At 72.4% G+C, this 13,597-nt stretch carries 14 protein-coding genes; 4 read left to right on the top strand and 10 right to left on the bottom strand.

Annotated elements, in window-relative coordinates:
• Nucleotides 1-45 precede the first annotated feature (45 nt).
• On the top strand, nucleotides 46-540 hold the full coding sequence (locus OHA98_RS31005; protein ID WP_266930405.1) for a DUF3145 domain-containing protein: 495 nt from the start codon (nucleotides 46-48) through the stop codon (nucleotides 538-540).
• Nucleotides 541-609: 69 nt separating this feature from the next.
• Here OHA98_RS31005 and fabF read toward each other — a convergent pair whose 3' ends face one another.
• The 5 genes from fabF to OHA98_RS30980 form a co-directional block, all read right to left on the bottom strand.
• Nucleotides 610-1,872: a beta-ketoacyl-ACP synthase II gene (fabF, locus tag OHA98_RS31000; RefSeq protein WP_266930403.1), complete on the bottom strand. Its 1,263-nt coding sequence runs from the start codon at nucleotides 1,870-1,872 to the stop codon at nucleotides 610-612.
• A 79-nt stretch (nucleotides 1,873-1,951) separates the two neighbouring features.
• A complete protein-coding gene (locus tag OHA98_RS30995) occupies nucleotides 1,952-2,200 on the bottom strand; it encodes an acyl carrier protein (RefSeq protein WP_032761948.1) in 249 nt (82 codons plus the stop codon).
• Nucleotides 2,201-2,263: 63 nt separating this feature from the next.
• On the bottom strand, nucleotides 2,264-3,265 hold the full coding sequence (locus OHA98_RS30990; RefSeq protein ID WP_266930400.1) for a ketoacyl-ACP synthase III: 1,002 nt from the start codon (nucleotides 3,263-3,265) through the stop codon (nucleotides 2,264-2,266).
• 13 nt (nucleotides 3,266-3,278) lie between these two features.
• The gene (locus OHA98_RS30985; RefSeq protein ID WP_266930398.1) at nucleotides 3,279-4,193 is read right to left on the bottom strand and encodes an ACP S-malonyltransferase; all 915 of its coding nucleotides are present in this window, start codon (nucleotides 4,191-4,193) and stop codon (nucleotides 3,279-3,281) included.
• Between the two features lie 89 nt (nucleotides 4,194-4,282).
• Nucleotides 4,283-5,482, bottom strand: a complete 1,200-nt coding sequence (locus tag OHA98_RS30980) for a CdaR family transcriptional regulator (RefSeq protein ID WP_266930396.1) — start codon at nucleotides 5,480-5,482, stop codon at nucleotides 4,283-4,285.
• 58 nt (nucleotides 5,483-5,540) lie between these two features.
• Here OHA98_RS30980 and OHA98_RS30975 point away from each other — a divergent pair, with 58 nt between their 5' ends.
• Complete coding sequence (locus OHA98_RS30975) at nucleotides 5,541-6,197, top strand: pirin family protein (protein WP_266930394.1); 657 nt, start codon at nucleotides 5,541-5,543, stop codon at nucleotides 6,195-6,197.
• A gap of 38 nt (nucleotides 6,198-6,235) precedes the next feature.
• Here the strand turns inward: OHA98_RS30975 and OHA98_RS30970 are convergent, their stop codons facing one another.
• Nucleotides 6,236-7,051 carry a serine hydrolase gene (locus OHA98_RS30970; RefSeq protein WP_266930392.1) on the bottom strand — a complete coding sequence of 272 codons (816 nt, stop codon included), beginning with the start codon at nucleotides 7,049-7,051 and terminating at the stop codon, nucleotides 6,236-6,238.
• 128 nt (nucleotides 7,052-7,179) lie between these two features.
• On the opposite strand from OHA98_RS30970, the gene OHA98_RS30965 reads away from it, so the two are divergent.
• Both OHA98_RS30965 and OHA98_RS30960 read left to right on the top strand, forming a co-directional pair.
• On the top strand, nucleotides 7,180-7,641 hold the full coding sequence (locus OHA98_RS30965; protein ID WP_266930390.1) for a MerR family transcriptional regulator: 462 nt from the start codon (nucleotides 7,180-7,182) through the stop codon (nucleotides 7,639-7,641).
• Nucleotides 7,641-8,654: an aldo/keto reductase gene (locus OHA98_RS30960; protein ID WP_266930388.1), complete on the top strand. Its 1,014-nt coding sequence runs from the start codon at nucleotides 7,641-7,643 to the stop codon at nucleotides 8,652-8,654. Before OHA98_RS30965 ends, OHA98_RS30960 begins: the two co-directional genes overlap by 1 nt.
• A 161-nt stretch (nucleotides 8,655-8,815) precedes the next feature.
• On the opposite strand, the gene OHA98_RS30955 is transcribed toward OHA98_RS30960, so the two are convergent.
• From OHA98_RS30955 to OHA98_RS30940, 4 genes are all read right to left on the bottom strand, one after another.
• Nucleotides 8,816-10,024: an acyltransferase gene (locus tag OHA98_RS30955; protein WP_266930387.1), complete on the bottom strand. Its 1,209-nt coding sequence runs from the start codon at nucleotides 10,022-10,024 to the stop codon at nucleotides 8,816-8,818.
• On the bottom strand, nucleotides 10,021-11,184 hold the full coding sequence (locus OHA98_RS30950) for an alpha/beta hydrolase (RefSeq protein WP_266930386.1): 1,164 nt from the start codon (nucleotides 11,182-11,184) through the stop codon (nucleotides 10,021-10,023). Before OHA98_RS30950 ends, OHA98_RS30955 begins: the two co-directional genes overlap by 4 nt.
• Before the next feature lie 309 nt (nucleotides 11,185-11,493).
• Nucleotides 11,494-12,183, bottom strand: a complete 690-nt coding sequence (locus tag OHA98_RS30945; protein ID WP_266930384.1) for a response regulator transcription factor — start codon at nucleotides 12,181-12,183, stop codon at nucleotides 11,494-11,496.
• Nucleotides 12,180-13,511, bottom strand: a complete 1,332-nt coding sequence (locus tag OHA98_RS30940) for a sensor histidine kinase (protein ID WP_266930383.1) — start codon at nucleotides 13,509-13,511, stop codon at nucleotides 12,180-12,182. Before OHA98_RS30940 ends, OHA98_RS30945 begins: the two co-directional genes overlap by 4 nt.
• Nucleotides 13,512-13,597: the final 86 nt, after the last annotated feature.

The following is a 13,597-nucleotide window of genomic DNA, read 5'->3' as shown; positions in this document are numbered from 1 at the left end:
GAGGCCGCTGGGGAAGGCGTACCTCGTCCCACACTGGAGGTCCCGGTGACGACACGTGGAGTCCTGTACGTTCACTCCGCACCGCGCGCGCTGTGCCCACATGTCGAGTGGGCGGTAGCGGGTGTCCTCGGTGTGCGGGTCCAGCTCGACTGGATCAGACAGCCGGCCGCCCCCGGCACCTGGCGGTCCGAATTCTCCTGGAAGGGCCGGCCCGGCACCGCCTCGCAGCTCGCCTCGGCGCTCCGGGGCTGGGATCTGCTGCGCTTCGAGGTGACCGCCGAGCCGTCTCCCACCGCCGAGGGCGAGCGCTACAGCTCCACCCCCGAGCTGGGCATCTTCCACGCCGTCACCGGCATGCACGGGGACATCCTGGTCCCGGAGGACCGGCTGCGGGCCGCACTGGCCCGCTCCGTGCGCGGCGAGAGCGATCTGGAGGCGGAGATCGCCAAGCTCCTCGGCAAGCCCTGGGACGACGAGCTGGAGTCCTTCCGGCACGCCGGGGAGGGCGCGCCCGTCCGCTGGCTGCACCAGGTGGTGTGAGAGCCGTACACGGCTGTGGCCCGCCTCCCCGGACCGGGGAGGCGGGCCACAGCCGTGTACGCGGGTGCGTCAGACCGAACGGAACGCCAGGACCACGTTGTGGCCGCCGAATCCGAACGAGTTGTTGATCGCGGCGATCGGCCCCTCGGGCAGCGGGCGCGGCTTGTCACGGACGACGTCCGCCTCCACCGCGTCGTCGAGGTGCTCGACGTTGATGGTCGGCGGGGCCATCCGGTTGTACAGCGCCAGGACCGTCGCGACGGTCTCGATGCCGCCCGCGCCACCGAGCAGGTGACCGGTCATCGACTTGGTCGCGGAGATCGCGACATGGTCGAGATCGTCGCCCAGGACCTTGCGCAGGGCCTTGATCTCGGCGATGTCACCCTGCGGGGTCGACGTGGCGTGTGCGTTGAGGTGAACGACCTCGGACGGCTTGAGGTCCGTCGAGTCGAGCAGGTTCTGCATCGCGGCGGCGATGCCGCGCCCGGTGGGCTCGGGCTGCGCGATGTGGTGGGCGTCCGCGGACAGCCCCTGGCCCAGCACCTCGCAGTAGACCCTGGCGCCACGCGCGGCGGCGTGCTCCGCGGACTCCAGGACGACGACACCGGCGCCCTCGCCGAGGACGAAGCCGTCGCGGGCCGTGTCGTACGGGCGCGAGGCCTTCTCGGGCTCGTCGTTGCTCTTGGACATCGCCATCATGTTGGCGAACGCGGCGATCGGCAGCGGGTGGATCGCCGCCTCCGTGCCACCGGCGACGACCACGTCGGCACGGCCGGTGCGGATCATCTCGACGGCGTACCCGATGGCCTCGGCGCCCGAGGCGCAGGCGGAGACCGGGGTGTGGACACCGGCCTGGGCGTTGACCTCCAGGCCGACGTTGGCGGCCGGGCCGTTGGGCATGAGCATCGGAACGGTGTGCGGGGAGACGCGGCGTACGCCCTTCTCCTTCAGCACGTCGTACTGGTCGAGCAGGGTGATCACGCCGCCGATGCCGGAGGCGATGACCGTACCCAGACGCTCGGGGCGGACCTTCTCGTCCTCACCGGCCTTACCGGTGAAGCCGGCGTCCGTCCACGCCTCGCGGGCCGCGATCAGCGCGAACTGCGCCGAGCGGTCCAGTTTGCGGGCGAGCGGACGGGGCAGAACATCGCCCGGGTCGACGGCCGCGAGGGCGGCGATCCGGACGGGCAGTTCGGCGAAACGCTCGCCTTCGAGGGGCTTGACGCCGGACCGGCCGGCCATCAGACCTTCCCAGGTCGATGCGGAGTCGCCACCCAGCGGAGTGGTTGCGCCGATACCGGTGACGACCACGGTGCGATTGGTCGGGATCACTGGAAAATCTTCTCCACGTGTAGAGGGTCGTGAATCAGCGGCGCCACCGCCGGGTGGCGACACACGAACCGGGGCTGGATCAGCCCTGGTGCTTCAGGATGTAGTCGGCAGCGTCGCCGACCGTCTTGAGGTTCTTGACGTCCTCGTCGGGGATCTTGACATCGAAGCGCTCTTCGGCGGCGACGACGACCTCGACCATGGACAGCGAGTCGACGTCCAGGTCGTCGGTGAAGGACTTGTCCAGCTGGACGTCCTCGACCGGGATACCGGCGATCTCGTTGACGATGTCGGCGAGACCGGTGACGATCTCTTCCTGGGTGGCGGCCATGTTGGCGCTCCTTCGATGGTTTTCTTCAGGGTTCGGGTGACCGGACCAAAAGGTCCGGTGTGCCTAGGGGAGGGTAACGACCGTCGCGGCGTAGACGAGACCCGCCCCGAAGCCGATGACGAGCGCGGTGTCGCCGCTCTTCGCCCGACCGGTCGCCAGGAGCCGCTCCATTGCGAGCGGAATCGAGGCGGCGGACGTGTTGCCGGTGGTTTCCACGTCACGGGCGACCGTGACGTGCTCCGGCAGCTTCAAGGTCTTCACCATCGAGTCGATGATCCGCATGTTGGCCTGGTGCGGAATGAAGACGTCCAGGTCTTCCGGTGCGATCCCGGCCGCGTCCAGCGCCTGCTGGGCCACCTTCGCCATCTCGAAGACGGCCCAGCGGAAGACCGCCTGACCCTCCTGCGTGATGGCCGGGAACTTCTCCGGACGCGTCGTGTGGAAATCGTCCCAGGCCACGGTCTGCTTGATGGTCTCGGACTTGTCGCCCTCGGAGCCCCAGACCGTGGGGCCGATGGCCGGCACCTTGGAGGGGCCGACGATCACGGCACCCGCGCCGTCGCCGAACAGGAAGGCCGTCGCGCGGTCCTCCAGGTCGGTGAGGTCGCTGAGCCGCTCCACGCCGATCACCAGGACGTACTCCGCCGAGCCTTCGACGATCATGCCCTTGGCGAGCGTCAGGCCGTAGCCGAAGCCCGCGCAGCCGGCCGAGATGTCGAAGGCGGCGGGCTTGCCCGCGCCGATCCTGTGGGCGATCTCGGTGGCGATGGCCGGCGTCTGCTTGAAGTGCGAGACGGTGGAGACGATGACCGCGCCGATCTGCTCGGGCGTGATCCCCGCGTCGGCGATGGCCTTGCCCGAGGCCTCGATGGACATCGCGGCCACGGTCTCCTCGTCGGAGGCCCAGTGACGGGTGGCGATGCCGGAGCGCGAGCGGATCCACTCGTCGGACGAGTCGATCGTTTCGAGGATCACCTCGTTCGGCACGACACGGGTGGGGCGGTAGCCGCCCACGCCCATGATGCGTGCGTACGGGGCGCCCTGGCTGGGCTTGATCTTCGACATGCTCTCGGGCTCCTTAGGCGCCCGCGTGCTCGGAGATGAGCGCGCGTGCCGCGTCGAGGTCGTCGGGTGTCTTGAGCGCGAGGGTCTTCACGCCGGGCAGCGCCCGCTTGGCGAGCCCGGTGAGGGTGCCGCCGGGGCACACCTCGATGAGCGCGGTGACCCCGAGCGCCTGGAAGGTCTCCATGCACAGGTCCCAGCGGACCGGACTGGCGACCTGGCCGACGAGCCGGGAGATGATCTCGGTGCCGGTGGCGACCGTCCTGCCGTCCGCGTTGGAGACGTACGTCACGGTCGGGTCCGAGACCTTGAGGTCCTCGGCGGCCGCCCGCAGCTTCTCCACGGCCGGAGCCATGTGGTGCGTGTGGAACGCGCCGGCCACCTTGAGCGGCACCACGCGGCGCACGCCCTCGGGCATGTCCGCGACCAGCGCGGCGATCTGCTCGGCGGTGCCCGCGGCGACGATCTGGCCGCCACCGTTGACGTTGGCCGGGGTCAGCCCCAGCTTCTCCAGGTGGGCCACCGACACGTCGGGGTCGCCGCCGAGCAGCGCGGCCATGCCGGTCTCGGTGACCGCGGCGGCCTCGGCCATGCCGAGCCCCCGGGTCCGTACGAGACGGAGCGCGGCCTCGTCGTCGATGACACCGGCGAGGGCGGCGGCGGTGATCTCACCGACGCTGTGACCCGCGATGACACCGGGGGAGGCGTCCAGGGCGGCGGCCGAGAGGAGACCGGCGGCGACGAGCAGCGGCTGGGCCACGGCCGTGTCGCGGATCTCTTCGGCGTCGGCCTGTGTGCCGTAGTGGGCAAGGTCGAGCCCGATGGCGTCGGACCAGGCCGCGATGCGGTCGGTGGCACCGGGGAGGTCGAGCCAGGGAGTCAGGAAGCCGGGCGTCTGAGCGCCTTGGCCGGGAGCGACGAGTACGAGCACCCTCACACTCTCTCTTGCGGACGGCCCGGTACGCCCGTGGGGACAGGGACGAAGAACCGTCGGGGGAATTGTTGAAGTCCAACAAAAGTCTAGGACTGAGGATCCGCCGCCGCCAAGCGCCCCAGGATGAGGGCGATTCGCAGCGTGAACGCGGAGCGCACATCGGACGGTGACCAACCGGTGACGTCGGTCACACGTCGCAGCCGGTAGCGCACGGTGTTGGGGTGAACGAAGAGCATCCTGGCGGCGCCTTCGAGGCTGCTCGCCTGTTCCAGATAGACACTCAGGGTCTCCAACAGCGCCGAGCCCGCTTCCTCCAGCGGTCTGTAGATCTCCTCCACCAATTGGTCCCGTGCGGCGGGGTCACCCGCCATCGCGCGCTCCGGAAGGAGATCGTCCGCCAGGACCGGGCGCGGTGCGTCCTGCCAGGCGGAGCACGCCTTCAGTCCGGCCGCCGCGGCCTGCGCGGACCGGGTGGCGGCGAGCAGGTCGGGCACCACGGGCCCGGCGACCACGGGGCCCGCCGCGTACGGGCCGATCAGACCCTTGGCGACCTGGAGCGGATTGTCGCTGCCGCCCGCGATGACGACCAGCCGGTTGCCCAGGACACCGGTCAGGACCTGGAGCTTGGCGTGCCGCGCGGCCCGCCGGATCGCCTCCACGGTCAGTTCGCTGTCGCCGTCGGGCGCGGTGCCCAGAATGACGCAGACGTGTTCGGGGGAGTTCCAGCCGAGCGCGGCGGCCCGGGACACGGCCCCCTCGTCGGCCTCGCCGGAGAGCACCGCGTTCACCACGAGCGATTCCAGCCGGGCGTCCCAGGCGCCCCGGGCCTCGGCGGCCTGGGCGTACACCTGGGCGGTCGCGAAGGCGATCTCCCGCGCGTAGACGAGCAGCGCCTCCCGCAGCACCGATTCGTCCCCGGGCGCGGCGACCTCCTCGATCGCGGCCTCCATGACCTCGATGGTCGTCCGCACCATCTCGACGGTCTGCCGCAGCGTGATCGCCCGGGTCAGCTCGCGCGGAGCCGTGCCGAAGACATCGGTGGAGATGGCCTGCGGGGTCTCCGGATGCCGGAACCACTCGGTGAACGCGGCGATACCGGCCTGGGCGACCAGACCGATCCAGGACCGGTTCTCCGGGGGCATGGCCCGGTACCACGGCAGCGATTCGTCCATGCGGGCAATCGCGTTCGCGGCGAGCCGGCCGGAGGACTGCTCCAGCCGTTTCAGGGTCGCGGCATGCAGGTGGGCGTCGTTCGCAGCGGGCTGCTCAGGATCGGGTCGGGGCACGTACACAAGATTGCCTTATCGGGGCAGGTGGTCGGGGGGCCGGGCTACCGTGGCACCTGTGATTTCCGTACACAGGTCCGAGAGCCGTTACGAGGGCGGGGACGCGGAGGCAGGCATCGCAACCCTGCACGCCTTCTCGTTCGGGCGTTTCTACGACCCCGACAACCTCCGCTTCGGCGCGGTCCTGGCCTGCAACGAGGAGCGTCTGGCCCCCGGCGCGGGCTTCGACGAGCATCCGCACAGCCACACGGAGATCGTCACCTGGGTCGTCGAGGGCGAGCTCACCCACCGCGACTCCGCCGGTCACGCCACCGTCGTACGCGCCGGTGACCTTCAGCATCTGAGCGCGGCCGCCGGGGTACGCCACGTCGAACGCAACGACGGGGACGTCCCGCTGACGTTCCTCCAGATGTGGCTGGCACCCCTGGAACCGGGCGGCGAACCGTCGTACGAGGTCGTCCCCGGCATCGCCGGCTCCACCCCGTACGCGCTCCCGGGAGCGGGGGCGATGCTCCATGTGCGCAGACTCGGTGAGGGCGAGCGGACGGCGGTGCCGGACGCGGCGCGTCTGTACGTGCACGCGGTACGGGGCCGGGTCGCCCTGGGCGGCGAGGAGCTGGGTCCCGGCGACGCGGCCCGGATCACCGGATCGAAGGACCTGGAAGCGGTCGCGGAGACGGCGGCGGAGCTGCTGATCTGGGAGCTGGCGGACTGAGAGCGCGTGCCGTCCGTCCCGCCGAGCGCTGCCCCCCGTTACGCCGCCAGCTCCCTCAGCACCGCGTCCGTGAACGGGGTCCACACCTCTGCTGCCCACGGGCCGAAGGCCCGGTCGGCCAGGGCGACGCAGGCCGCGCCCGCGACCGGGTCGATCCACAGGAACGTACCGGACTGGCCGAAGTGGCCGAAGGTGGCCGGGGACGAGGAAGTGCCCGTCCAGTGCGGGGACTTGGAGTCCCGGATCTCGAAGCCGAGGCCCCAGTCGTTCGGGTTCTGGTGACCGTAGCCGGGCAGGACACCCTTGAGCCCCGGGTGGACGACGGTCTGGGCTTCGAGGACCGTACGGGGGTCCAGGAGGCGGGGGGCCTGGACCTCGGCGGCGAAGCGGACCAGGTCGTCGACGGTCGAGACGCCGTCGCGGGCGGGCGAGCCGTCCAGGGTCGTCGACGTCATGCCGAGCGGTTCCAGTACGGCCTGGCGCAGATACTCCGGGAACGGGATGCCGGACGCCTTGGCGATGTGGTCGCCGAGCACCTCGAAGCCCGCGTTGGAGTACAGCCGCCGGTTGCCGGGAGGTGCCGTCACCCGGTGCTCGTCGAAGGCGAGGCCACTGGTGTGCGCGAGGAGGTGGCGCACCGTGGAGCCCTCGGGGCCCGCCGGTTCGTCCAGCTCGACCGCCCCCTCCTCGTAGGCCACGAGCGCCGCGTAGGCCGCCAGCGGCTTGGTGACCGAGGCGAGGGGGAAACGGTGCGCGGTGGGGCCGTGCGAGCCGAGGACCGTGCCGTCCGCTCGTACGACGGCCGCCGCCGCCGTGGGGACCGGCCAGGTGTCGATGAGTCGCAGGCTCTCCATGTCCCCGAGCCTAACCGGCGCCCGGGCCTCCGGAGCCCCGGGCCTTCGGGGTCCCGGGCCTTCGGGATCTTCGTGGTCCATGGTCTCCACTTGCTTAGAGCGCACTCCAAGGATTTAGCGTGGAGGTCATGACGGTGATGGAGAGCACTTCCGTACGGACGGACGCCTGCGCGGCTGCCCCGAAGGCGCACCCGCGCCCCGAGGGCCGGGACCGCTACACCATCAGCGAGGTCGTCGCCTTCACCGGGCTCACGGCGCACACGCTGCGCTGGTACGAGCGGATCGGGCTGATGCCGCACGTCGACCGCTCGCACACGGGTCAGCGCCGGTTCAGCAACCGCGATCTGGACTGGCTGAGCTTCGTCGGCAAGCTGCGGCTGACGGGGATGCCGGTCGCCGACATGGTCCGGTACGCCGAGCTGCTGCGCGAGGGCGAGCACACCTTCGAGGAGCGGCAGGAGCTGCTGGAGTCGACCCGCCGTGATGTGACAGCGCGGATCGCGGAGCTCCAGGACACCCTCGCCGTCCTCGATCACAAGATCGACTTCTATGCGGGCGCCCGTCGGGCGCCGGAGAGGACCGGTGCCTGATGACTGACAACAGGATCGCGACCACGGAGCTCGGCAGCGGCGGACCGCGGGTCGGCGTACAGGGGCTCGGCTGCATGGGCATCAGCGAGTTCTACGGGGACACCGACGAGCGCGCGGCCCGCGACACCCTCGAAGCGGCGCTGGAGGCGGGCGTCACGCTCTTCGACACCGCCGATGTGTACGGGCGCGGGGCCAACGAGAGGTTCCTCGCCCCGTTCGTCGGCGCGCACCGCGACGGGATCACCCTGGCCACCAAGTTCGGCATCGAGCGGACCGACGACCCGGTCTACCGAGGGGTGCGCAATGACCCCGCGTACGTCCGGCAGGCCGTCGAGGACAGTCTGCGCAGGCTGAACACCGAGGTCATCGACCTCTACTACATGCACCGCCGGGACCCCCTCGTACCGCTGGCCGAATCGGTCGGGGCGATGGCCGAACTGGTCCGGCAGGGCAAGGTCAGGCAGCTCGGACTGAGCGAGGTGACCGGCGCGGAACTGCGCGAGGCGCACGCCGTGCACCCGATCGCCGCTCTCCAGTCCGAGTGGTCGCTCTTCAGCCGGGACGTGGAGACCAGCGCGGTGGGGGCGGCGGCCGAACTCGGTGTGGCCTTCGTCCCGTACTCGCCGCTCGGCCGCGGCTTCTTGACCGGGGCGTTCGCCGACGCGGGCAAGGAACTGGCGGACGGCGACTTCCGGCAGGCCCAGCCGCGCTTCACCGGCGAGAACGCCCGGACGAATGCCGCGCTGCTGGAGCCCGTGCACAGGATCGCGGCGGCGCACGGGGCGACGGCCGCGCAGGTGGCCCTCGCCTGGGTGCAGCAGCGCGCCGGGGTGCACGGCCTGAGCGTGGTCCCGATCCCGGGGACCCGTAAGCGCAGCCGCCTGCTGGAGAACGTCGCGGCGACCCGGCTCACGCTGACGGCCGAGGAGCTGGCCGAGCTGGAGCCGATCGCCGGGCAGGTGGCGGGGGACCGCTACCCGGACATGAGCAGCACCTCGGCGGCGCGCGAGTAGTACCTGCCGCCGCTGCCCCGCGCCCGCCGGGCGCACCCGGGGGCGGGCTGAGGGCGCCGGGTCGTGCGGCGTCCCCGGGGGCGGGGTGAGGGCCGCCCGGTCGTGCCGCGCACCCGGGGGCGGGCTGAGGCGCCCGGTCGTGCCGCGCACCCGGCCCCCGCTCACGCCAGTCCCAGCGCGAACGCCGTGAACCCGGCCGCCAGCAGCCCCGCCACCGCGCGGCGGGCGTTCGCGGTGCGGGTGCCCGCCCGCCAGGGCGCCTCGAAGCGGCGCGCGTACCGGGCGATCAGCACCAGCAGCCCGGCGAACAGCGGCATCCACGCCAGCCGGGCCAGGATCCAGCCCATCGTGTCGGGACCGGTCGTCAGCCCCGGCACGGCCCCGGCGAACGACGCCGGGACGGCGGCCGCGAGCATCGCCGTCTGGTGCCAGCACAGGATCGTCATCGCCGACAGATTGATGACGACGACCGGTGCCCACAGCAGCGGGCGGCGCAGCAGCCGGCCGATCCGGTCCCGCAGCAGGATCGCCGCACCGCTCTGCGCGGCGGCCAGCGCCAGAACCAGCAGCGACGGCGGATGCGAGTTGGTGCGTGCCTCGCCCGGCACGCCGACCATCGACGCCGGGTAGTGGAAGGCGAGCAGCAGCGCCGCGAACAGCACACCGCCGCCGACGAGCAGGATCCGCGCGCCCCGCCTGCCGATGCGCCCCTCGCCCCAGGACACCCCGAGCTGATACGCGAAGAGCCAGCCCGGCAGGATGTTCAGCAGGCTCAGCCAGGACGGTACGGAGTCCGCGAGCGGCCCGTAGCGCAGGAAGTCCACGACGGCGACCGACGCCAGCAGCGGCACGGCCGCCCAGCCGCCCATCCTCCTCGCGAGCCGGATACAGAGAGGGGTGAGGGCCGTGACCACCGTGTAGACCCCGACGAACCAGAGCGGCTGGATCACCAGCGTCGACCCGGTACGCAGCGTGTCACCGGGCACCCCGAGCGCGTACAGCACCGGGAGCAGCGCCGCCCAGACCGCGGTCACCCCCAGTACGGGCCTGCCCAGCCGGGCCAGCCGGCCGCGCAGCCAGGCGCCGGTCGTGGACTTCCGGCGGCGGTAGGAGATCACCGAGGCGTACCCGCCGACCAGGAAGAAGATCCCCAGCATCTGGAGCACCCAGCTGACCGGGGCGAAGAACCCGAACGTGGAGAGCGGGCTCGCGTTGTGCAGGGCGCCGCCGCCGTCGAGCGTGAAACCGCCGAGCAGCCAGTGCCCGGCCGGTACGGCGAGCAGGGCCAGCGCGCGCAGACCGTCGACGGCCCGGTCGCGGTGGGCGGGGGTGCGGGCGTCGACGCGCGCCGCAAGCCGCGTGAGGCTCATCGTCCGGCTCCGTCCGGGACGGCGGTGCGTCCGGCTCCGTCCGCGACGGCGGTGCGTCCGGCCCCGTCCGGGGCGGCGTCCGCGACGGCCGTTCGTTCTGCCCCATCCGTGTTGGCGGTTCGCTCCGCTCCGTCCGCGATCGCGGCGAGGGCGCGCAGGGAATCCGTCCCGGGCACGAAGTAGCCGGTGTGGCCCTCGGCGTCCTCCGCGGGGACCCGGCGCGCCCCGAACCGCGGATCGGCCGGATCACTGCCGTGCCCCAGACCGGCGAACTCCACGTTCGGCACGTCGTCGATCCAGTCGGTGGCGTCCTTCGCCGCCCAGACCCGGGCCCGGGTGCGCAGATCGCCCACGTCGTCGGCGCGCATCCCGGGGGAACCGATGACCACCAGGTCGGTGGCGCGCAGCCGGGGCGCGGCGAGGCCGCAGACCACGGAGCCGTAGCTGTGGCAGAAGACGGCGGGCTCGGGCAGCCCGTCGGCCGTCAGCCCCTCCGCGAACCGGGTCAGCCGCTCCGCCCCGGCCTCGGCCAGGCCCCCGGTCGCGGCGTCGAGACCGACGCCCACCGGGGTGGTGTACCCGGCCCAGGCGACGACCGCGGTGCCCGCACCGCTCTGCGCGTACAGGGATCTCGCCATGCCCGCCGGAGTGCCGTACACGTCGTTCGTCCGGTCGAAGGTCCCGGCGTCGATGTCGGAACCGGGCACCACGACGGACACTCGGCGCGCCGACCGCAGGTCCCCGAACACCTCGGCGACCTGGCCCCGGCCACGCGGGTCGAACGCGAGGATCCGCCGCCCGGGGGTGGCGAGACTCCGGTACCGGGGGTCGTCGGCGGCCCTCAGGGACAGGGCGTTGGCGCGGTAGCGCAACTCCACCGGGACACCGTCGAGATTGCCGACGACGAGCGGGTGGCGCACCACCAGCCGCTGCTGCTCGGCCGCACCCAACCCCCGGAAGAACCGCGCGACTTCACCCGGAGTGGCCCGCCCCGGATCGGGCAGTTCCTGCCCCCGTGTGTGGTCCGCCCGCCAGGACGCGCTGCCCGGCGGTGGCCCGGTCACGGCCGCCTGCGCGTCCCCCGACACCCACCCCGCCGTCCCGGCCACCACGGTGGTCGCCAGTGCGACCGCGACCAGGGTCCTCGCGTATCGACGCATCTCGCCCTCCCTCTCCGGCTGTCGTACGCCGATCGGCGCGACGGAGAGGAAGGTAGGAGGACGACGGGTGAGGAGGCGTCACACCGGGGAGCCACGTGCGAAGTGATACCTGGGTAGGGGGTGTACGACATGGGGCCCGGGACCGGCGGGGCGGGGCGGGGCGGGGGGCGTACGACGGTCCGCGCGGGCTCCGGAACGGCCCGCGCGGAGGGCCGTACGGCGGTGTGGGGCCCGGCCACGCCCCCGGTGGCCTTCCCCCGCGCCACGCCCCCCGGTGGCCTTCCCGCGCCCCGCGTCCCCCGGTGACTCCTACGCCCCCGTGTCCCCCGGGGCCACCAGCCCCGACTCGTACGCGAAGATCACCGCCTGCGCCCGGTCCCGCAGGTCCAGCTTGGCCAGCACCCGGCCGATGTGCGTCTTCACCGTCTGCTCGGCCAGCACCAGCCGCGCGGCGATCTCCTGGTTGGACAGCCCCCGCGCGATCAGCTCCAGCACCTCGCTCTCGCGCGGGGTGAGCCCGTTCAGCCGCAGCGCGGGCCCGCCGCGGGACGCCCCGGACGGCCGCTGGGCCGCGAAGTCCGCGATCAGGCGCCGTGTCACGGAGGGCGCCAGCAGCGCGTCGCCCGCCGCCACCACCCGTACCGCCGAGATCAGGTCGGCGGGCGGGGCGTCCTTCAGCAGGAAACCGGACGCACCGGCGCGCAGCGCCTCGTACACATAGTCGTCCACGTCGAAGGTGGTCAGCATCAGCACCTTCGGCCGGTGCACCACACCCACCGGCGGGTTCAACAGCTCGCGGGCCGCCGCCAGTCCGTCCATCTCGGGCATCCGGACATCCATCAGCACCACGTCGGGATGCGCGTTCCGGCTGACCTCGATGCCCTGGCGCCCGTCCGGCGCCTCGCCCACCACATCGATGTCGCTCTGCGCCGACAGCAGCGCCGCGAACCCCGCGCGCACCATGGCCTGGTCGTCGACGATGATCACGCGGATGGTCACGATTCCTCCGAAGTCTGCTGTGCGGACGGGGCTTTGGCCGGGGGCAGCGGCAGCCGGGCGGCCACCCGGAATCCGCCGTCGGGCAGCGGGCCCGTGTCCAGGGTTCCGCCGGTCAACCGTACGCGCTCACGCATCCCGACCAGCCCGTGCCCGGTCCCCGTCGTCTCCAGCGGCGAACGGGCTTGCTCCGCGGGGCTGTTGACGACCAGCACCGTCAGATGACCCGCGCCCGCCGTGATGGACACCCGGGTCCGCGCCCCCGGCGCGTGCCGGATCACATTCGCCAGCGCCTCCTGCACGATGCGGTACGCCGACACGTCCACCGCCGGTGGCACCTCGCCGAGGTCCGCCGCCAGCGACAGTTCGGCCGGCAGCCCCGCCCGTACCGTCGCCTCCACCAGCTGCTGCACCCGGTCCAGGCCGGGCTGCGGAGCGCGTTCGCCCTCCGTGCCATCGCTGCGCAGCACCGACAGCAGCCGCCGCATCTCGCCCAGCGACTCCCGCGCACTGGCGGCGATGGACGTGAACTCCTCGCGCGCCTCGTCCGACAGCCCGTCGATCCGGTACGGGGCGGAGTCGGCCTGCACCGTGATCACCGACATGTGGTGCGCGACCACGTCATGCAGCTCACGGGCGATCCGGGTCCGCTCCTCCAGGAGCGTGCGCTGTGCCCGCTCGGCCTCGCTGATGGTCTCCTGCTCGGCGAGCCGGCGCTGCGCCTCGCCCCGTTCCCGTACCGCGGCCCCGATCACCAGCATGACCGCGCCGAGCATGAACACCAACAGCGCGCTGCCGTTGCTGCGCTCGGGGTCGACCCGGTGCAGCACCAGACCGGCGGCACCCGTCAACAGCCAGACACAGACCACGGTCCGCCGGGTCTCCCGCAGCCCGATCGCCAGCAGCACGAACATATAGGCGACGATCACCGGAGGGGGCCACGGCCAGATGTCCAGCTTCCCGGCCGGCTGCGCCAGGAGGACGAGCGCACCGAGGATGTCGGAGGGGAAGATGATCCACCAGGCCTGCAGGGGCCGGTGCGCCAGCATCAGCAACGGGGCGGCCTGGCCGACGGCCAGTGCTCCGGCCACACCCCCCGGTACGTCGTACCGCGTGGTCAGGACGTTGATGGTGATCGGGATGAAGCTCGCGGCGAGGGCGAGCACCACCACGTACGGAGACAGCCGCTGCCACCGTTTCGGGGCACCGGCCAGCAGCGGTGTGGGCGGATGGGACGCGTGGGACAGCCCGTGGGCGAGCTCGCGCAGATTGCGGCGGGCGGCGCTCAGCAGGCCATCGGCGGGCGGCGGCCCGGCGGGGGAAGTGGACATGGCCCGATCAGCGTAGGCAGACGACCCGGACCCCGGCGTCATACCGGGGTGCCGGACCGCCGCCCGGCCACTCATACCGGGGTACG

It is taken from the genome of Streptomyces sp. NBC_00654, from assembly GCF_026341775.1.
Lineage (GTDB): Bacteria > Actinomycetota > Actinomycetes > Streptomycetales > Streptomycetaceae > Streptomyces.
This window is presented reverse-complemented; position numbering and strand designations above follow the sequence as displayed.